This is a genomic window from Polaromonas sp., from assembly GCF_010365105.1.
In the GTDB taxonomy this organism is placed as follows: Bacteria; Pseudomonadota; Gammaproteobacteria; order Burkholderiales; family Burkholderiaceae_C; genus Polaromonas.
The window spans coordinates 25928-46032 of record NZ_JAAFGZ010000028.1 but is presented as its reverse complement, the minus strand read 5'-3'; the positions used below and the strand labels follow the sequence as shown (position 1 = coordinate 46032).

Here is a 20105-nt window from a genome sequence, read left to right as displayed (position 1 = left end):
CGCCGCGGGCAGTGCCGCCATCAGCTTGCCGGTGGTGCCCAGCGCTGCCGCCGGCAGGCAAAGCGCAGCCAGCAGCAGGCCCGCCAGCATTCCGGCGGGGCACGGGCGATTGAACCGCTTGGCGCTTGTCAATAGTGTGGGGCTTGCAAGCCTGTACAAACGCAGGTGCATGGCAAAAATGGCGCTTTAGCGCTTGGTGACGGTGGCGTTGGCCGCCGCCGCGATGTTGTTGCTGGTCGTGTCGTAAACATACCAGCTTTCACTGGCCGAGCCCACCTGGAAATTGCCGCTGTTCACCGGCGCAGCGGCGCCCACGGTCCAATCGACCTGCTTGTAAGCGTCGAAATTGAAAGTAAAGGTGTTGTTGCTGCCGTTGATGCCCAGCGCCAGCGCATCGCCGGCCTGCTGGGTGGCGATGTTGTAGGTGTTGGCGTTGCCGGTGTTGGTGATGCCCACCGTGCTGCCTGCTGCCGCATTCACGGCATAGCTGTTGTGGGTTCCCGTATTCGTGATGGTTAGCGTGCTCAAGGCCCCCAGGGTCATCGGGGTGCCAACGGTGCCGTAGGCGTTGCTGGCACCGCTGTTGGTGATGTTCAATAAACTGCCACTTCCTGCCGTGCCGTTCTGCACGAGGTAAGCGCTCAAGTCGCTGCCATCCGTCGATTGCAGGGTACCGACATCGGCTACCGACTGCGTCCAGTGGACTGTGGCACGGCTGCCGCTGTCGATCAGCAAGGTGGCGCGGCCGCCATCGCCTTGCTGTTTGAGTGTGATGTTCTGCGTGGTGCCCGCTGTGGTCGTGCCCAGGGCGATTTTTGCCCAGACATCGCTGACCGCTGCCTGCGCGGCCGTTTCCTGCTTCAGGATGACGGTGCTGCTCGCGGCGGAACCCACCACGCTGGCATTGATTTCGGAGGCACCGTGGCTTGCACCATAGGAACCGACCTGCACCACAGTCAGCGAGAGGTTTTCGGTGCCCGTTCCCGACAGCGAGACCGGGTTGGCGAGCGTTCCGAGCCGGGCTGGCCCCGTCTGCTCAATATCAATCGTTGCCGTGCCGCCCACATTCACCACAGGCCCCGACAGCACCGACTGCGCGTGCGCGCTCGATGCCACGGCCACCAGGGCCAAGGCGGCAAGGACAACAACTTGGGAAGAGGGGGTGGGTTTCATGACGCAAAGGCAGACAACCCGGATCAGGCGCACAAGACACCTGCCCCGGGTTTAGGCGGGGAGATTACTTCTGGGCCAGCGTGAAGGTTGAACCAGAGGCAGCGGCGAAGCTGATGCCGGTGGCTGAGTTACTGGTGGCGCCCGACTGGCTGACGTTGATAACGCCCGATGGTGTGGCGTTGGTCATCTCGAGTGTCATTGCACCAGCGCCCGATTGGGCCACAGTCCAGTTGGCAAGCGATCCGGTGTTGACCAGTGTCGCTGTTTTGATGCCAGCGTCCGATTGGGTGATGGCCCACGTGCCAGAACCGCCCGTGCCTGTGATGGTTGCCTGATGGGCGCCACCCGTCTGGAGGATGGACATGCCACCCGCAGTGACCGTGCCGCCTGTGACGCTGATGGAGGAGCCGCCCGTTGCGCTGAAGTAGCCATTGCCGTTAAAGGTCACGTCATTCACAGCGACCGTCGATCCGGTGTCTGCATAAGCCGCGAGCGTCAAGCCACCTCCTTCAACGGTAACCCCGTTTGTGCCACCCATGTTGATCAGACCACCTGCACCGTAAAGTGCCAATGTGTTGCTACCCTCCCCCAGCAGTTGCACGCTGACTTTGCTGTTTATATCTGCGGTAGCAAGATCTACTTGAACTTTGTTAGTGTTACCGATAGCCATCAGATTGAAGCCAGCGGTGCTGCCCAAATTGATACCGGCAAGGGTGGACCCGGCAACACCGTTGGCCGTGGTGCGGGCGTAAGTTGCTGCGTTGTTACCACCGACGGTGTCAGTTGCAGTTGGGTTAGACGTCGTCGTCAAGGCACCGAAATCAATACCACCGAAGTTGGCCGTGACATCGCCGCCCATATCAACAGCGGTCAGCCGCAAGGTGTTGGCATCACCACTCTGTCCAATGTTGAAGGTTTTGGATGTTGTTTGACCGCTGACGGTCACATTGGCAGTGTTTGAGCTGCCTTTTTGAACGACTTGCATCACGCCTTGAAATTCGGCAGAGCCCAAAGTCAAGGCCGCAACGTTGGCATTGCCTTGTTGGGAAACGAGAATTTCTGAGGCATCAGACTTGGTGCCGCTGGAGCCAAGCGTAATAGTCGCGGTGTTCCCCGTGCTAACACCATCAACCCCGATATCGATTGACCCCGACACACCATTACCAGTAGTGCCGCCAGGACCTGTGACGTCACCACCCTGGAAGACGCGAATTTTGGTCGCGGCATTGGCTGTGTAGGCAGCCAGAGCAAGTGTGTTGGCACCAGATGTTGCTGCTACACCGACCTGCTGAATCGTCAAATTGAGTGCTCCAGTTCCGGTATCGACAACAACCGCCCCACCACCAACTTCACCATTTGAGCTCACCACGTTGCCGATGCCCACCTGGTTGATATTGACGGTTGCCGCTCCGGACGTAATTGCCGGACCCTCCAACGTATTGCCTGCAGCAGCAAACGCCCCACCCGCTGCGGCCATAGAGACAGCCAAAACGATGGCTGACCTGCGAAATTGAATCTTGCTCATGACATACCCTTCAGTTAAAAAACACATAAAGACCTGAACGACAGCGTGTGTTTTTAGTGCCGCGTCAGGCCACCCTCTAAAAGATTCAAATCCAACGGGCGTTAAATTACTTGGTACTCACGCCGGGCCTGGGCGCCGCCTGAGTCGCCAGCATCGACACTTTGTATTCCTGGAGCAGCATGTGGCCCTGAACCGGATCGGCAAACTCCCACAGCCCGGTTTCGGCGCCTTCCATGACCAGCGCATACACCGCCTTCTGGATCGCCTGGCGCACGGCGAACTGCATCGGCTCGTTCTGGCTGACGCCGCCTTCGAGCTCCAGAATGCGGTTCTCGCTGGTGTAGCGGTACACATTGCCCTGCAGCCGGGTCGAGGCGACCGACTTGCGAATCGTCACGCTGCGCATTACCTGCCCGGTCTGCACCGACACCAGGCGCAGGTTAACCGTCACCTCGTCAATGCGCGCATCGGCATTGCCGCCGATGCCCAGGAAGCGCGCGCCAAAGCCCGAGGTGCTGGTGTTGGCGTCGTAGCTGATGATGCCGCCTTCAAGCATGGCGCCGGCAAACAGCAGCGGCGCCATGGGCGTTTCGTCCTTGTACTCGGCGCGGGTGGCGCGAATCAGCTGGCGTTCTTGCAGCAGGTTGGGCAAGCCTTCGCGTTCGGCGACGCGAAACCATTTGCCCTTGGCCACGCGCATCAAGGCATCGACCAGCAGGGCGCCGCCGCCCTGGGTGACGGCGGTGGACAGGTCGGCGATGGTGTCGCTGGGCTTGCGCTGGCCGGTCAGGTCCTTGAAACCATAAACCGCCACCACGAACTCGCTGCGCGGCGGCGGCAGTGATTCCAGGTCCTGGCTGATCGGGGTGACCGCCAGGGTGGGCGGCGTGACCAGCAACGGCTGACCCGCACAGCCCGCCAGGCCAGATGAAACCAGTGCGGCCAGCGCAAGGCGCTGAACCGCTGTGCGGCCCGTTGACCAGCAAGCGGCCGATGCCCAATGGGGTGCGAGCTTCATGGCGTTTATCACGGTACGAAGGTGTTGAGGGGATAGGTGACGGTTTTGGTCTCACCGGTTTTTGTGTCGGTCATGCCCACGATCACGGTGGTGCCTTCGCGCTGGTAGTCGATCTTCAGACTGCCCAGGCTCACGGTGCCGGCCTTGTCGGCTTGGCCCGACGCCGAGAACAGCTGGTTGCTGATGTATTGCGACAGGCCGGCGCTGATGCGCGCGTCCAGGTTGCTGGTGAAGGCGCTGATGGCGCTCTGCCCGGTCACATTCGACAAGGCTTTAAGGTCTTTTTGCGCGGTGGCCGACGCCATCAGGTCAGCGCCGTTGAACGGGCTGCCGCCGAAGTGCGGGTTGGTGGGCGTGTATTTCAGCGCCTGGGCCTGCGCCGTGCCAGCCGAAAGCAACACGCACGCTGTCAGGGCCATGAAAAACAGGCACCGGCCATGGGGCTTGGGGTGAAGGTGTCGCGCAATCGACTGATGTGGCATGGTGATACGGATCCGTGGGTTGAGTTAGAGGCAAACCGAATGCAACATTTCAATTTCGATGATTCTTTCACCTGAATTGAGGTGAAGTTTTGTTTGACGGACGGATTCCTTTGGCGTAAGGAATTTTGTGTACAGTTCGACACCTGAACGGGTGCGGTTGTGCCTGGTGCCGCGTCTTGGACCATGGAACGTTGGCAATATAGGGAATGGAACCTTAACGTCGTGGCTTCTGACGTCGACCCCACCATTCGAGGAAAAATTCTGGTGTCCACCCAGCTAATTGCCTTGGCGGACCGACGCCTTGGGCGACGGCCGGCATGTCTTGCACAAAGGATAAGTTTGCTGTCGGGCTTGTAATACTTTCTTAATAGGATGACTTTGGTGTTTCCGTGCTGACTGACTGTGCGAGCCACTTCACCAGGCGATGAGAGCAGGCGACTGCACAGGAAACGCTTGGGCTTCAGGCAGGTAGTGTTTTTTAGTATCAAATAAGCCGTTTGCGCATGTTGTGTCAATTCAAACTGCTATGAATTAAATAGCAAAAAGTTGCCGGGCATTTCGGGCACTGCCGCCACGGCATGGCCAATGTCCAGCTTGTCGGTTGGGCTGGCATGACCGTTGCGTCGTCATGGATTCCGTCAAATCAAGATAACTGACTTTTAAGTAAAAATTGCTTATGAATGCTTCTGATGTCCAGGGTCGACGGATCATGGTGGTGGATGACAACGCAGACGACCGGCGGCTGCAGACCGACTACCTGCGAGGCCAGGGCTATCGCCTGTACGCGGCCGTCGACGGGCTGGACGGGGTGGAAAAAGCCCGCATCGTGCTGCCCGACCTGATCCTGATGGATGTCCACATGCCGGCCTGCGACGGGATTGCCGCCTGCCGGCTGCTCAAGGCTGATCCGCTCACTGCGGCGATCCCGCTGATATTTCTGACTTCCGCCGCCCGGCCCGATGAAAGGGTGCTGGGCCTGCTGGCGGGGGCGGTGGACTACATCACCAAGCCGTTTGATTTTGACGAGGTGCGACTGCGCGTCAGCATCCATCTGCAGGCTTGGCGGCAGCCTGAAGCGCCGCAGCCCCAAGCGCCTGCCGTTGCCGGACAGGTGTCGAATCTCGACGCCATGGTGTTTCGCGCCGCACTGCGGATCTTGCATGAAGACCTGGCGCAGCCACCCGACCTGAAGAGCCTGGCGCGCGCCGTGGGCACCAACGCCCGGCGCCTCAATGAGGCCTTTCACCAGTGCGTGGGCGCGACGGTGTTTGACTATCTGCGAGAAGTCCGCATGGAACAGGCCAGGAAACTGTTGCGCGAGACCACCCTGTCCATTCAGGTGGTCGCCAGTGACCTGGGCTATGAAAACCCGGCTAATTTTGCGACTGCGTTCAAGGAGCGATTCGGGCTTTCCCCGCGCCAGTACCGCCAAGCGCCGTCCGACCCTTTTGCCAAGGCATGGCTGGATGTACCGGTAGCCTCATGAGATGCAGGTTCCGGCGCCTGCATTGTCGCCATGCAGTCCCAGGAGAGCCGTCGACCGGGCAAAACTTGAATAAGCTGCTTTCCATTTTCCGGATGGCTGCTGCTGCGCTTTTGCTGTGTGCAAGATCATTGTTTCAGCGCAGGCGGCTGGTGCTGCATTTCGGTGTGGCGCGCCCGCTGAAGGCGCGAGCCCCTGTGGGAATGACCGCACAGCATGCCCTGCTGCAGGCCACGCAGGCCCGGCAGTTGCACTTGGAAAAAGAGCTGGAATTGCGCAACCAGGCGCTGCTCCAGGCCACCATCGCTGCCGCAGAGGCGACGCGCGCCCGGCTTGAGTTGCTGACACGAATGGGCCACGACTTGCGCGCGCCCTTGACGGCGATCATGGGCTATGCCGATCTGGTCGCGCACCGCGAGGGCCGGTGTTTCACGCCGGCGTCAGGCGTTGAGCGCAGCGCCAGAAAAATGCTGGCACTGATCGACGGGTTCATGGACTGTGCACGCGGCAGCGTCCTGACCGAGCCGCTCAAGCCACAACCGGTTTACCTGCATGCTTTCTTGGCAAATGTCGCGGCACGCGCCGCGACCGCAGCGAAGAAGAACGGCAACCGTTTCGATTGCCGGGTGGCCACAGCATTGCCGGATGTCGTGGTGGTTGATGCCAGGCGACTGCGGCAAGTGCTGGCGCATCTGCTGGCGAACGCCGCCAGGTTCACCTCGGGTGGCCAGATTGAATTGTTGGCGGACCTTTTGCCGTCCACAAACGCATCCGGTGACCGGCTGCTGCCTGTCGTCTTCACCGTGCGGGACACCGGGCCGGGCATGCCGCAGGATCAGGCCGACACACTGTTCGATCCGTGGCAGCGGCTGGCAGCCGTCCCGAATCCTGCGAACCCGGGACATGGGCTGGGGTTGGTGGTCACCTACCAGTGGGTTTTGCGCATGGACGGACACATTGAGGTCTTGACCGCGCCAGGCCAAGGCACGACGGTGCGCGTCATCGTTCCTCTCAAGCCGTCCAGCGAGCAGGCCATGCCGGTGGCGCACCTGACAAGCGGCGAGGATGCAGACCAGCCCCTGCAGGGGGCGGGACGTTTACTATGGATCGTGGACGACAGCGCGGCAATTCGGAGCCTGCTGGGCAATCGCCTTGAATTCCAGGGTTTTACCTTGCTTTGCCTGCCTTGCGGCCAGGATGCAGTAAGCCGGATGGCGCAGCCTGCCGAGCAGGTGCCCGATCTCATCCTGACCGACCTGAAAATGCCAGGTGTTGATGGCTGGGCCGTGCTGGCCTGTGCCCGTGCCACGTGGCCCGATGTCCCCGTGGTGCTGATGACCTCCGCGCCGGAACTGGTGCCGGGCGATGGGCATGGCTTTTCAGCGGTTCTGGTCAAGCCCTTGAGCATGGCCTTGCTGCAGCGCACACTGGCCCGCTTGCTGGACAGGGTCCCCAGGCCCACAGTGGGCGCCAAGGCATGACCCCCACAGACAAGACACATGCTCCGGCCGGTTTTGGCCTGGTCTGGCTCAACTGCCTTGCCGCGCATGCCGGGGAACCGGGCAGGGAATCGGTGGGCGCGCAGGGCAAACTGCTGTGGCTTATTGAACCGGCGCCGTTCGGTGGGTGGCCTACCCTTCTTTTGGTCATGATGGCTGTTTTTTGTTGCACGCTGCCTTTTCTCTACCGGCGAATTTCTCGCCTGTTCTTTCGGGTGCCAGCTTTCGCAAGAAAGCAAGCCGACTTGCTGGTGCAGGCCCGGCAAGAGGTCGGGCAACTGGAGGCGCTGCTCGAACTTCGTGCCGATGCGCTGCAAACCGCCTGGCTTTCTGCTTACGAAGCTCACCGCGACCGGGTCGACCTGCTGGGTTGCATCAACAGCCAGTTGCAAGAGCAGGCAGATGAAATCCGCGCGGATGCCAGGGCCATGGTTCGCGCTGCCGCAGGCGTTGGGGCGCATGAAAACATCATTTTGCGCAGCGCAAACCGGCTGCACGGCCTCGCCGAGGCACTGCTCGCGTATTCCCTGGAAGGCACGCAGGCGCACGAACTGACCCCTGGCGCGACAAGTCTCGGTGCTTGGCTAAAAGGGTTGGCGGCCGAGGCCGAGGCCATGGCAAAAATCAACGGCAACTGCCTGGACTTCAGCTTGGAAACTCCGCTTGCGCCGGGGATTCACATTGACCGTTCACGGGTGCGGCAGGTGTTGCTCGAACTGTTTCACAACTCGGCGAAATTCACACGAAACGGACGGATAACTTTCAAAATCGAACTCCTTCGACGTTCGGATGGGGCGCTGGCGCTGGTATTCACGGTCCAGGACACGGGCCAGGGCATGGGTTCGAGCGACCTGCAAAAGATTTTCGAGCCCTTTGCCCGCTTCAGCCACACCGACGACGGCCATGCAGCGGGTCTGGTCATGGCGCTTCACTGGGCCCGGCTGATGGACGGTGAACTGGCTGCTGCCAGCGAAGCAGGCCAGGGCACGACCCTGAAGTTCACGGTTCCGGCAAAATATCCCGCAGTCGGGCCGGACGCTCATTGCGAGCCGCAGGAACCCGTCGCCAAACTGGACATGGAAAGTATGTCAGCAACGACAGTTTCTCCAGACGCCAAAACGTTGGCACATCTCGCGGGCCTGGTCAGCATAGGCGCTATCTCGGACCTGATGGACTGGGCTCATGGCCCGGAAGCCAGAACTGCCGCCTGGAGCCGCTTTGCCTGCGTCGTGGCTGAACTGGCGGAGCATGGAAATCTGCAGGGGCTGTCAGCCCTGCTGGCTGACGCAGAGCGGGTTGAACGCCCGGTGTTCATCGACCCTGGAGCGACATCTGTGGCCCCTGTCGGTGTCAGCACTTTCAGCGCTTGATGCCATTTCCCGTTTCACCAGGGGCAGGTCCCGCCTGGCACCGCAGGCGTGGACGACGTTCCTCAGAGCGGGGTGGTTTAGCCCTCATCCTGAGGCATATTTTCCAAGATCCATGTTTTCAGGGTGTTGGGACTGACAGGTTTGATGAAGTAGGCGTCAGCGCCCAGTGTCACACCCCTTTCAAGATCAGAAAACTGGCCACGACCGGTCATCATCACCACAAGAATATGCTTCATTTGCGGGTCGGATTTGATGGCGGCCAGTACCGCCAGGCCGTCGAGCCGGGGCAGCCTGCCATCTAGAATCAGCACGTCCGGCTGCTCCTGCAGCACTATCTTCAGGGCCGTGATGCCATCGGCGGCCTCGCGTACCAGGTAGTCGTACTTGAAGGCTTCCAGCAACAGCCGGCGTGTCATCGTGTCGTCATCGACAATCAATAGCTTTTTCATTTTTGTAACGGGAAAAATATTGAAAAAATTGAAAACCATACCCTGCCTTGCTTGACAGCCGCTGTGAGGCTGGCAACGCAACGGGCGCCAGTGGCCCGGTGCCGCCTGCAGGGTGAAAAACTTGCGGATGCCCCTGTCTGCATTCAGGACAGCGCCTTCAGCGGCAGGGCGTTGGCCATCTGCTGGAAGGACACCGGCTTGATCAGAACCTGGTCAAAACCGGCGGCCATGACGGGCAGCAGCGCGTCTTCCATGCAATGCGCGGTGTAGCCCACGATCCGGATGGCGTCTTGAGGAAACAGTGACCGGATCTGGCGCACCAGTTCATCGCCCGGCAGTCCCGGCATCCGAACGTCCAGCAGCATGGCGAGCGGGCGTGCCTGTTTCAGGCAGCGCAGCACGTCGTCGCTGTTGGCAAATTCCCGGACTTCCCAGCCCAGCCGCTCCAGGTAGGCGCGCGCCAGGATACGGTTGATCTCTTCATCGTCAACAACCCAGACCTCGGGGTGAAGCTGCCTCATGCGGTTTTCCTTTTTGCAGGGATTTGGTAAGGAATAAAAATTTCGACGGTGGTGCCCTGGCCGAACTCTGACACCAGGCTGATCGTGCCGCCCATCAGGCCCAGCAGTTCCCGGCACAGGGCCAGGCCCAGGCCGCTGCCATTGTTGCTGCTGTCATCCATGGGGGCTTCAATGGTGCTGAAGCGCTCGAAAACGTGGGGAATGTCGCTGGCCTTGATGCCGATGCCGGTGTCCATGACCGAGACCAGCACGCCGGCGTCACCTGCGGATTTCAGCACCACGAAGATGGCGCCCGATCGGGTGAACTTGATGGCGTTGTGAATCACGTTGTTCAACACTTGGACCAGCTTGGTGCGGTCCGACTCGACGGTGCCCGGCACGGCGTAATCCACCGACAGTGACAGGTCGAGCTGCTTCTGGTCGGCATTGACCTTGTGGATGGACACCAGGGTTTCGAGCAGATGCGGCAGGTCAATGCTTTCCGGCATCAAGCTCATCTTGCCCGACTCGATCTTGGCCAGGTCCAGGATGGTGTTGACCAGCGCATGCAGATGCGTGCCGCTTTTGTGGATCAGGCCGGCGTACTGGCTGATCTTGGGTTCGGTGCCGGTGTCGCGGATCAGCTCGGAAAAGCCCAGGATGGAATTGAGCGGCGTGCGCAGTTCGTGCGACACCGAGGCCAGGAAGTTGGACTTGATGATGTTGCTTTCCCGGTCCTTGGCGCGGCTTTGCTGCATCAGGTCGTAAGAGCGTTTTTGCTCCGTCGCCAGCCGGGCGATGGTGGCGGCGACCATGCCCAGCACCAGCACCAGCACCAGCGTCAGACTCCAGATCAGCCGCCAGCGCATGTCAAAATTGCGCAGCTGCTCCTGGATTCCCGTGGCCACCCCCACCACCAGCGGGTAGCCATCGACCCGGTGGTAGGCAATGCGGCGATAGACCCCGTCAATCAGGCTGTTTTGTGTATAAAGCCCTGACGACAGGGTGGCGATCTCCTTCCAATGCAGCGAAGTGCGGAAATTTTGGCCTGCGCTGAAACCTTGGCTGTCCAGCCGGAACCGGGCGATTCCGTCTTCCGCCCCTACGATGGTCAGTGTGCCCTGGTTCTCAAATGCCTTCAGGTCGGTGAAATAGGTTTTGAGCAGTTCCGGGTCAATGCTGCCGATGATTGCGCCATTGAACCGGCCTTCAGGCGTCAGGATGGGCCGCACCAGTTGCAGCGAAGGCTTTCCCGACAGCCGGCCTATCACCGGCTGGCTGATGTACAGCTGGTCTTGCGGATTGTTCTTCACAGCCAGGAAATGCGGCCGGTCGGCAATGCTGACAGCCGTCTTGGGGACGCCCAGCGAACTGTCCACGACCAGGCCGTCGGCATCGGCCACGGCCACTTGCAGCAGAAGGCCGTTAAGCACTTTCATACTGAGATTGATATTCGGTTGGGCGGGCAGCTTCAGGCCCTTGACATGGTTCTCGCGCAAATCGGCGAGTTCCTGGTCAACCAAGGAGATAGTGAGTGCCACGAATTTGGCATAACCCTTGGCATTCAGGGTGATGGTGTTGTCCATCGAGTCGGTCACCTGTGACAAATCGGCCTGGCGTGCCATGAGTGCACCTGCCGTCACCGCGAAAATGCTCAGGCCGCAAGTGATCCAGGCCAGGCGCGTGATCCCGGCGGCACGGATCCGGCGCCAGCCTGATGCAGGTTTCCGGTTGCCACTGGCGGCGTTGGCAGGGAGTTCAAGAAGCAATGAAGGCATGTGTGGCGTCTCGGCTAGGGGTCAATGTCGGGAACAGATCCGGAGGAAATTTCGGCAGACGGTGTGGAAACTGTCTATTTCAGGATGCGGTGTTGTGCGCTTGGCGGGTTTCAAGCGCCGATATCAGCTTTTGCAGCGTCGCCACCCGGGACAGTGGCTTGGTCAGGCTGTCGGTCATGCCGGCCTCCAGACAGCGGGCCACGTCCTCGCTGAAGGCATGGCCGCTGATGCCGATGACAGGAAGGGTGGCCAGGTAGTGCTGGCGCTCCTGCGTGTCCTGCGCCCGGGGCTGGCGAATGTGTCGGGTGGCTGTCAATCCGTCCATCACCGGCATGGAAACGTCCATGAACACGGCGTCAAAATGGCTTTGCATTGACAACTCATCGAGCGCTTTCTGGCCATTGGCGCGGCAAACCACCGTCGCACCGGCCTGTTCCAGCCAGACCTTCAGCAGGATCTGGTTGGTCAGGTCGTCTTCCACCACCAGAATGCGGGAGCCTGCCAGGGGCTCCAATCGGGCTGGAGGGACTGTATCCACTGCGTCCACCATTGAGTGGCTGGGCTGCAGATCGACCCAGAATTCAAAGACCGAGCCCTTGCCGGACTGGCTGGCCATGGAGATTTCGCCGCCCATCAGCTCGACCAGTTTTTTGCTGATGAACAGGCCCAGACCCGATCCGCCATGGTGGCGGCTGACCGATGCGCTGGCCTGATGAAACGAGTCGAAAAGCCGCGCCTGCTGTTCGGGGGCAATGCCCATGCCGGTGTCTGTCACTGAAATCGTCAGGCGGCACAGGTCCTGGTCTGTGAGCAGCATGCGGGAAGTCGCCGCAATTTTGACGCTGCCGTGCCGGGTGAACTTGAGCGCATTGCTCACCAGGTTGTTGAGCACTTGCGACAGGCGATGCGGATCGCCGACATAGCAACCATGCGCCAAGGTTTCCTCAATCTCCAGGGCAACGCCCTTGGCGTTGGCCACCGGCGCAAAGGCCTGCACCACGGCGTCCAAGGTCTCACGCAGGTCGAAAGGCACGGATTCGGTTTCCACCATGCCCGCCTCGATTTTTGAAAAGTCCAGTACATCGTCTATCAGTGCACGCAGGGCGCGCGAGCTTTTTTTCAGGATGGACAGGTAGATGCGCTGCTCGGTATCAAGGGTTGAGGAAGCCAGCAGGTCGATCATGCCCAACACGCTGTTCAGGGGCGTCCTGATTTCGTGGCTCATGTCGGCCAGGAAACGGCTTTTGTTGTCATTGGCCTGCTTGAACTCAAGCGTCTGCTCCTGGGCCAGACGCAGTTCCAGGTCTTCAATCAAGGCCAGGCGCAGTGACAGGCAGGTGAGTCGCTCACCCTGCCAGGCAATGTGACCCGCCAATGCCTTGGCCTTTTTGACTTGCAGATTTTTGTTGAGAACCCACAGGGCAATTTCCTGCGTCGCCGGATCCGGGGCTGTGACGTTGCCCTGCAGGCTCAAAAGCGTGGAAAGTTTCTGCTGTTCGCCGGACGGGAATAACCGGGCAAGGGGGCTGCCCAGCAGGGAGTTGACAGGCCATCCAAGCAGTCGGGTGGCGGCTTGGCTGGCATGCACAATATCGCCATTGGCATTGGCCACCACGGTCACGCCTGGCAGCACATCGAGCACATCCCGCAGGTAGCCGGCCGGGCCATCGCGGTCTGTGGCGGGTGCGGCCGCAGGAGCTGAAGGCTTTGGAAAAAACAACTTGAACAACAGCTTCATGACGCGAGTTGGAAATTTTTTAAGAAAGGCTTTTGTGAATTAAATATTTGTCAATGTAGAATTCGCAAAATTCGTTTTATTGTATGTTGAATAAAAGAATTACTTACATAATTTAACTAATATTTAGAGGTTTTGTGATTTTGAGATGTTTTGCACTTTCTTCTTTTTGGCAAATACAGGGACAACTGGCCGGTGGATACAGTTGGTGTTGTTTGTTTTCAAGAAAGTTGCTCTAAAGTGAGTGAAGACTTTGTAGGCATTGGCGAGGCGTCAAGAATTCTGGGATTGTCCAGAACCTCGCTGCAAAAGCTGGTGGATTCCGGCAAAATTGCAGCGGTCAAAACCGAAGGCGGCCACCGCCGGCTGACACGTGCCGCAGTCGATGCAGCGAATCGGAAAATCGGCCCCCATGCATTGCTGAGACTGGTGCAAGGGCCTGACGCTGAAGCCAGTCCGCTGTTGGCAGATGGTCGGCCGCATGCGCTGACGGCGATGGTGGTCGAGGACGATGCCGTGACGGCAGCGCTCGTTGCCAGCCTCTTTGAAGACGGCTACCCCGGTGTGAACCTCGTGCTGGCCGCCGATGGCCTGGAGGCTGTGTTGATGCTGGAGCGCAACCGCCCCCAGATCCTGATCACCGACCTGAACATGCAGCCATTTGATGGCTTCAGGCTGCTGCGGCTGGTGGCTGGGCGGCCCGAATACCATTCCATCGCGCTGGTGGTCATCTCGAGCATGAGCGATCAGGAGATTGAGCGGCGCGGCGGACTGTCGCCGCAGGTTCTGTTTTTGCGCAAGCCGATCGAGCTGCAGCGGCTGCGGGGCTTTGTCGATGCGCATGTCCAAATTTTTTTTCGCCAACGCATAGCGTGCCCTGATGCGCAATAAGGCATGAGCCCCGCCTGCCGGGCAAGTTCATGAAAGCCGAAATCGACTTGTTGAAATTTGAGCAGTCCTCGGGCCACCTGAAGTACTTGCAGCTGGTGGGTGCTGAATTTCTTCGGCAGTTGCCCCAGTGGCGCACGGATTTTGCTGCCGCCCTGGCCCAAAACAATCTGAGCCATCAGCTCGACCTGCTGCACAAGATCAAGGGATCGTGCTATGCCGTGGCTGCGTACAACACCATCGAGGTGATCACTCAGTCCGAAGCGGCGCATGCGCTGGACAAGCCGCAGGGGTATTCCCGCCTGCTTCATCGGCTGGAATGGGTCGAGGCCGAACTGCACGCCATCGTCGCCAACGCGCCGGCGAAAAAGTAAACGGTGCGGGCCGGCCGGAGCCTGTGTACCAGCCGTTTCAGCGGCTGGTGCGGGCCAGATACTGCTTGCGCCAGAACACCGACACGACGACCACGACCAGCAGCAGCATCAGGCCGAACGTCCACCAGAAACCGGCCGAGCTGTGGATGGCGGGCAAAAACTCGAAGTTCATGCCGAAAAATCCGGTGATCAGGTTGAGCGGCAAAAACACCGCCGTCAGCGCCGTGAGGGTGCGCATGATGTCGTTGGTGCGGTTGCTCTGCGCCGAAAAATGCATCTGCACCGCCGTTTCGGCGCTTTGCTCCATGCGCCGCACATGGTGGACGACGCGCTCGATATGCTCCAGCACGTCGCGCGAACGCACCTTGAGCAGTTCGCGCTCGCGCTTGCCCGCCGGCGTGTCGGCATCGGGCCAGGTTTCAATCGAATCGATCCAGTCCTGCAGGGCGGCGCGCTGGTCTTCACAAATCTCGTCGAGCAGATGCAGCGCCAGCCGGGCATCGAGCACCGAGTTCCAGTTGGTAAAGCGTGTGCCGGGCTTGAGCAGCTCGGATTGCCAGTGGTCCATCTGGCGCGTCAGTTCGCGGCGCAGTGCCAGGTAGCCATCGACCATCTGGTTGACGACGCGCAGCATCAGGTCGGCCGGGCTGGCCGGCAGCCTGACGCCGTTGGCGCGTGCTTCGGGCGAGGTGGCATTGAGCAGCTTGAGTGCATACGCGTCGCGCACCGTGCAGCTGGCCGGATGCACCGTCAGCAGCACCCGGTCGAACACGGCAAAGCCCACCGGGCTGGTGTCGATGCGCTTGAGCACCGGCGGCCCGCTGCGCTTGGTGGGCTGGTGCAGCGGCTCGCCGGGCTGGCTCAGGTCGGTTTCCGTCAGGCCGGCTGCCAGCCGCCGAAACACCAGCATGTCGTACTGCGAGGTGTAGTCGTAGTGCGATGGCAGCTGGTTGTTCAGCAGGTCGGAGACGTGCAGATCAACCAGCTGGGTGCCGCACAACTGCTGCAGCGTCGCCTGGATGGGCGCGAGCATCACCTCGAACTCGCGCCGGGCACAGGCAATCCAGACAAAGCCCTGCGCCGGCAGTTCGGTCGGCAGGGCATCGCTTTCGGTGACGCCGTGCTGGCCGGAGAGGATGGTGAACACGCGCATGAAGGCTCAAGTCTCTGGGTTAAGCATCAAATTGGCTGCCTGCGCAGGGTGGACGGGCACAGGCAGCTATTTTTTTGATAGTGTAGGGCGGTGAGTCCGGTGAACCTGCTTCAGCCCTGGCGCAGCTTGCGGGCCGCGTCGATGGCGAAGTAGGTCAGCACGCCATCGGCGCCGGCGCGCTTGAAGGCCAGCAGGCTTTCCATCATGACCGCGTCGCCATCGAGCCAGCCGTTCAGCGCGGCGGCCTTGAGCATGGCGTATTCGCCACTGACCTGGTAGGCGAAGGTTGGCACCTGGAATTCGTCCTTGACGCGGCGCACCACGTCCAGGTAGGGCATGCCGGGCTTGACCATCACCATGTCGGCGCCCTCGGCAATGTCCATGGCGACTTCGCGCAGCGCTTCGTTGGAGTTGCCCGGGTCCATCTGGTAGACCTTCTTGTCGGCCTTGCCCAGGTTGCCGGACGAGCCGACCGCATCGCGGAAAGGGCCGTAAAAGGCGCTGGCGTACTTGGCGCTGTAGGCCATGATGCGCGTGTGGACCAGGTCCTGGCTTTCCAGCGCGGCGCGGATGGCGCCGATGCGGCCGTCCATCATGTCGCTGGGCGCGACGATGTCCACGCCGGCTTCGGCCTGCGTCAGCGCCTGCTGCACCAGCACTTCGAGCGTCTCGTCGTTCATGATGTAGCCGTTGGCGTCGGGCAGGCCGTCCTGGCCGTGGGTGGTGAACGGATCCAGCGCCACGTCGGTCATGATGCCGAGTTCGGGGAAGCGCCGCTTGAGTTCGCGCACCACATGCGGCACCAGGCCTTCGGGGTTGGTGGCTTCGTCGCCGTTTTCGGATTTGAGCGACGCGTCGATCACGGGGAACAGCGCCATCACCGGAATACCCAGCTTCACGCATTCCTCGGCCACCGGCAGCAGCAGATCCAGGCTGAGGCGCTCGACGCCGGGCATGGAGCCCACCGGCTCGCGCCGGTGCTGGCCGGCAAGCACGAACACCGGGTAGATCAGGTCATGCGGCGTGAGGGCGTTTTCACGCACCAGGTTGCGCGTGAAGCTGTCACGGCGCAGGCGACGGGGGCGACCCATCGGGAAAGAAGCGAAGTTTGAAGCGTGAAAGGTCATGGGCAAATTGTGCCAAAGCTTTGTGTCCGGACCCGAATGTTTTGCTTGGTTCCCTTGTGCACCATGAATGTGCCAGTCTTTACAAGCCCTTACGGCCGTTCGTCTCAGCGCTGCATGGCGATTTGCAGCTTCGGGGAATAGAATGAAAATGTGTGGTTACCAGCGATGGCAATTGCATCCCGCTTTTCCTCCCTGAGCGGGGCCTTTGCGTGTGACAGCAAAGAGGCGTTTCAATCCCGGCAGGCCATCAGGTCGCCGGGATTTTTTTTGACCATTGATTTCGCCGTGACGCACTCGCAAGGCTGCGTGGTGCGTCGCCTGGCCCGGGGCGACACCATTTTTCGCTATGGTGAACCGTGCGAGGAATTGCATGCGGTGATCCGCGGTTTTCCCTGCGCATGCTGGCCGGTATTTCGCGGCGCATGCATGGGCTGGTCAAGGACATCGGGGCCGATGCGCTGCACAGCGGCCTGCAGCGCGTCATCGGCAGCCTGCTGCGCGAAAATGAAGTCCAGGGCTGTGATACCGGAGAGGTGTTCACCGTGTCGCTGCCTGTCAGCAAGGCGACCCTGGCCTCGCGCGTGTCGCTCACGCCGGAGTATTTTTCCAGGGTGCTGCACGAGCTGGAAGCGCATCAGCTGATCAGCATCGACAGGCGTGAAATCCACATCATCGACGCGGCGCGCCTGAAGCATTACGGCGTGCGCTGAAGGCCGCGCCGCGATCAGCTCCAGCGTCGCTCAGTGCGAGGTGCCTTCGGAGCGGCTGATCTTGTTCCAGACGTTGTACTTGCCGATGGGCTTGCTCATGGGCAGGCGCTTGACTTCCTTCAATGTCAAGGCGTCATAGACGATGAGGGCTCCCTCGTTTTCCATCAGGCTGGCCAGTGCATAGCGTCCGTCACGCGTGAACTCGATGTGCGACAGCGTATGGCCTGGCTCGCGCACCTGGGCCACCGGCTCGAGCGTGCGCTTGTCGATGATGGTCAGCGTGTCCCTGGCCTGCGGGCTCATCATGGAGTCCACCCAGGCGTAGGGCGAGTTTTCGTGGCTGCGCATGAAGAAGCCGGGTCCGGGCGTGGCAATGGTCTTGACCACCTGCCAGGTCTTCATGTCGACCACGGTCACGGCACCGTCCTTCAGGTTGGGCGAGGCCAGCACCGTCGTGCCGTTCCAGGCAAAGGTGATGCCCGAGCCCAGGTGCGGCATGCCGGGCAGCGGGAAACTGGCGATGCGCCGCCGCACATCGAGGTTGACGACCTGCGCCTCCGGCACACGGCCCTCGCGGGGCCGGGGCGTGCCGATGGCGTGGCGGTAGCTCTGGTCGAAGAAAAAGTCATCCAGCGGCTCTTCCAGCGGGGTGCGACGCACGCCCAGAAAACCGGGCGTTGCAATGGCCTCGCCCATTTTGTAGTCATGCACCAGGCCATCGAAGATTGGCTTGGCCTGGGGGTCGTAGGAGATTTCCCAGAGTTCGGCAATGTCCTTGAGCGCCACGACAAAGCTCTGGCGCGGCGCGGCGTCATAGACCGCCGAAACGCGCGAACTGCTCTTGCCGTCCAGTGTGCTCGCAGGGTAGGTGCGCCTGAGGTTCAGGTCGGCATCGAACAACACCACCGTGTGCGGCAGGAAATTTGCGGCCATGACCCAGCGGCCGTCGCCCGAGACCGCCACGTTGCGCATGTTCAGGCCGGCGCGCACCTCGGCCACCACGGTCAGGTTCCACAGGTCGTATTTGGTGATCCAGCCGTCGCGCGAGCCAAAAAACACAAAGCGCCCGTCGGGCGTGAACTTCGGGCCGCCATGCAGGGCAAAGCGCGAGGTGAAGCGGTGGATGGGCTCGAAGCGGTCGCCATCGACCAGCGACACATGGTGGTCGCCGCCCTCCACCACGACAAACAGGTTCATCGGGTCGGCGCGCCAGGCCGGTTTGGCTGGCAGGTCGCGGGTGCCGGGGGTTTCGGTGCGTGATGCCTTGCTATCGGCTTCGCTCCACGCCGGCGCCGGGCTGACCGGTGTATAGATCCACTGCGCCAGCGCTGCGATGGCCTCGGGCGGGAGCTTGTCGCCAAAGCCCGGCATCTGCGTGGCCACCCGGCCCTGTGCGATGACTTTTTGCGCCTCGGGCTTGCGCAGGCGCTCCAGGCTTTCGGGCAACAGCGCCGGACCCATGCCGCCAATGCGCTGCGCGCCGTGGCAGGCAACGCAATGCTCGCCATAAAGCGCGGCCGGGTTGATTTCCTGCGCCAGCGCCAGGCCGGCGCCCAGCGTCAAGAGACCGAGTACCAGCGCCGCGCGGGATGCACGCCATGCCGGCGACAAAAGGGTGATCCGTGCGTGCATGGTCAGTGGGCGCGGTGCGCGAAGGGGGTGACGGCAACGCGTTCGCCGACTGTCGTGACGCCGATCTCGGCATCGTCCAGGTAGCAGCCCGGGTCTTCGGCCCAGGCGCTGCCGGTGACCTGCTGCGCGCGCACGCGGGTATTGCCGCCGCAGATGGGCAGGTGGATGCAGGCTGCGCAGCGCCCCTTGACCGGCCGGGGGCGTGCCTTCAGGCCGGCCATCAGCGGCTCGCTGGTGTCGGACCAGATGTCGGAGAACGGCCGCTCGCGGACATTGCCCAGCGTGTGGTGCCACCACATGGTGTCGGGGTGGACGTTGCCCAGGTTGTCAATATTGGCGACGTTCACGCCGCTGGAGTTGCCGCCCCACGCCACCAGGTGTTCGCGCAGCGCATCGTGCCATTGCGGAAAACGCTGCTGGACCCATTGCAGCAGGTACGGTCCGTCGGCGTCGTTATTGCCGGTGACATATTCCTCATCGAGGCCATCGCGGGCTGCGGCCCAGGCGGTTTCAAACAGCAGGTCGAGCGCATCGCGGGTGGCCTGGAATTGCGCGTCACGGGCACGGTGGATGTTGCCGCGACCGGCATAGTTCAGGTGCGAGAAATAGAACTTGTTGGCGCCTTCGGCACGCATCAGGCCGAGCAGCGGCACCAGGTCGTGGGCATTGAGCGCCGTCATGGTGAAGCGCAGCCCGACCTTCACGCCGCGCGCGCCCAGCAGGCGCACGGCGGCCAGGCTCTTGTCGAACGCGCCCGTCATGCGGCGAAAGCGGTCATGCGTTTCGGCCAGGCCGTCCAGGCTGATGCCGACGTAGTTGAAACCGGCTGCATCGACGCGTTCGGCCATGGCCTCGTCGATCAGTGTGCCGTTGGTGGACAGGCCGACATAAAAGCGCTGCGCCTTGGCGCGCGCCGCAATCTCGAACAGGTCGGGCCGCAGCAGCGGCTCGCCGCCCGAGAGGATCAGCACCGGCACGCGGTAGGCCTTCAGGTCGTCCATGACGGTGAACACCTCGTCCGTGCTCAGTTCGCCGGCGTAATCATGGTCGGCCGACAGCGCATAGCAGTGCTTGCAGGTCAGGTTGCAGCGGCGGATCAGGTTCCAGATGACGACCGGGCCGGGTTGCCGGGCCGGTTTGGCCCCGGGCATGGCGCCGCTACGCTCGGCATCGGCAATCAGGCGCATGAAGTGGGAAATACGGAACATG

At 61.4% G+C, this 20105-nt stretch carries 18 protein-coding genes; 6 read left to right on the top strand and 12 right to left on the bottom strand.

Annotated features, from left to right (window positions below):
• Window positions 1–186 precede the first annotated feature (186 nt).
• From GZ092_RS16385 to GZ092_RS16370, 4 genes are all read right to left on the bottom strand, one after another.
• Complete coding sequence (locus tag GZ092_RS16385) at window positions 187–1173, bottom strand: hypothetical protein (protein WP_293637966.1); 987 nt, start codon at window positions 1171–1173, stop codon at window positions 187–189.
• A 64-nt stretch (window positions 1174–1237) separates the two neighbouring features.
• Window positions 1238–2698, bottom strand: a complete 1461-nt coding sequence (locus GZ092_RS16380; protein ID WP_293637965.1) for a hypothetical protein — start codon at window positions 2696–2698, stop codon at window positions 1238–1240.
• Window positions 2699–2804: 106 nt separating this feature from the next.
• Window positions 2805–3716 carry a CsgG/HfaB family protein gene (locus GZ092_RS16375; RefSeq protein WP_293637963.1) on the bottom strand — a complete coding sequence of 304 codons (912 nt, stop codon included), beginning with the start codon at window positions 3714–3716 and terminating at the stop codon, window positions 2805–2807.
• Between the two features lie 8 nt (window positions 3717–3724).
• Window positions 3725–4198, bottom strand: coding sequence for a curli assembly protein CsgF (locus GZ092_RS16370; protein WP_293637962.1), 474 nt, complete (start codon window positions 4196–4198; stop codon window positions 3725–3727).
• A 676-nt stretch (window positions 4199–4874) separates the two neighbouring features.
• Here GZ092_RS16370 and GZ092_RS16365 point away from each other — a divergent pair.
• From GZ092_RS16365 to GZ092_RS16355, 3 genes are all read left to right on the top strand, one after another.
• A complete protein-coding gene (locus tag GZ092_RS16365; protein WP_293637961.1) occupies window positions 4875–5684 on the top strand; it encodes a DNA-binding response regulator in 810 nt (269 codons plus the stop codon).
• A gap of 200 nt (window positions 5685–5884) precedes the next feature.
• The gene (locus GZ092_RS16360) at window positions 5885–7162 is read left to right on the top strand and encodes a hybrid sensor histidine kinase/response regulator (protein ID WP_293637968.1); all 1278 of its coding nucleotides are present in this window, start codon (window positions 5885–5887) and stop codon (window positions 7160–7162) included.
• Window positions 7159–8550, top strand: a complete 1392-nt coding sequence (locus tag GZ092_RS16355; protein ID WP_293637960.1) for a HAMP domain-containing sensor histidine kinase — start codon at window positions 7159–7161, stop codon at window positions 8548–8550. Before GZ092_RS16360 ends, GZ092_RS16355 begins: the two co-directional genes overlap by 4 nt.
• Before the next feature lie 77 nt (window positions 8551–8627).
• On the opposite strand, the gene GZ092_RS16350 is transcribed toward GZ092_RS16355, so the two are convergent.
• The 4 genes from GZ092_RS16350 to GZ092_RS16335 form a co-directional block, all read right to left on the bottom strand.
• Entirely contained in the window at window positions 8628–9038 is a 411-nt protein-coding gene (locus tag GZ092_RS16350) for a response regulator (RefSeq protein WP_293637959.1), read from the bottom strand.
• A gap of 104 nt (window positions 9039–9142) precedes the next feature.
• Window positions 9143–9520 (bottom strand): response regulator, encoded by a 378-nt coding sequence (locus tag GZ092_RS16345; RefSeq protein WP_293637958.1) that lies wholly within the window; start codon window positions 9518–9520, stop codon window positions 9143–9145.
• Window positions 9517–11277, bottom strand: a complete 1761-nt coding sequence (locus tag GZ092_RS16340; RefSeq protein WP_293637957.1) for an ATP-binding protein — start codon at window positions 11275–11277, stop codon at window positions 9517–9519. Before GZ092_RS16340 ends, GZ092_RS16345 begins: the two co-directional genes overlap by 4 nt.
• 79 nt (window positions 11278–11356) lie before the next feature.
• Complete coding sequence (locus GZ092_RS16335; protein ID WP_293637956.1) at window positions 11357–13015, bottom strand: ATP-binding protein; 1659 nt, start codon at window positions 13013–13015, stop codon at window positions 11357–11359.
• Window positions 13016–13252: 237 nt separating this feature from the next.
• Between GZ092_RS16335 and GZ092_RS16330 the strand changes: the two genes are divergently transcribed.
• The gene (locus tag GZ092_RS16330; protein ID WP_293637955.1) at window positions 13253–13903 is read left to right on the top strand and encodes a response regulator; all 651 of its coding nucleotides are present in this window, start codon (window positions 13253–13255) and stop codon (window positions 13901–13903) included.
• A gap of 29 nt (window positions 13904–13932) precedes the next feature.
• Complete coding sequence (locus tag GZ092_RS16325) at window positions 13933–14274, top strand: hypothetical protein (RefSeq protein ID WP_293637954.1); 342 nt, start codon at window positions 13933–13935, stop codon at window positions 14272–14274.
• 37 nt (window positions 14275–14311) lie between these two features.
• On the opposite strand, the gene GZ092_RS16320 is transcribed toward GZ092_RS16325, so the two are convergent.
• Complete coding sequence (locus tag GZ092_RS16320; protein WP_293637953.1) at window positions 14312–15427, bottom strand: magnesium transporter CorA family protein; 1116 nt, start codon at window positions 15425–15427, stop codon at window positions 14312–14314.
• Between the two features lie 110 nt (window positions 15428–15537).
• Window positions 15538–16554 carry a porphobilinogen synthase gene (gene hemB, locus GZ092_RS16315; RefSeq protein ID WP_293637952.1) on the bottom strand — a complete coding sequence of 339 codons (1017 nt, stop codon included), beginning with the start codon at window positions 16552–16554 and terminating at the stop codon, window positions 15538–15540.
• A gap of 356 nt (window positions 16555–16910) precedes the next feature.
• On the opposite strand from hemB, the gene GZ092_RS16310 reads away from it, so the two are divergent.
• Window positions 16911–17264, top strand: a complete 354-nt coding sequence (locus GZ092_RS16310) for a Crp/Fnr family transcriptional regulator (RefSeq protein ID WP_363254583.1) — start codon at window positions 16911–16913, stop codon at window positions 17262–17264.
• 30 nt (window positions 17265–17294) lie between these two features.
• Here GZ092_RS16310 and GZ092_RS16305 read toward each other — a convergent pair whose 3' ends face one another.
• Together GZ092_RS16305 and nirJ are read right to left on the bottom strand one after the other, a co-directional pair.
• Window positions 17295–18896 carry a nitrite reductase gene (locus GZ092_RS16305; protein ID WP_293637951.1) on the bottom strand — a complete coding sequence of 534 codons (1602 nt, stop codon included), beginning with the start codon at window positions 18894–18896 and terminating at the stop codon, window positions 17295–17297.
• Window positions 18897–18898: 2 nt separating this feature from the next.
• Window positions 18899–20104 carry a heme d1 biosynthesis radical SAM protein NirJ gene (gene nirJ / locus GZ092_RS16300; RefSeq protein ID WP_293637950.1) on the bottom strand — a complete coding sequence of 402 codons (1206 nt, stop codon included), beginning with the start codon at window positions 20102–20104 and terminating at the stop codon, window positions 18899–18901.
• Between the last annotated feature and the right edge of the window lies 1 nt (window position 20105).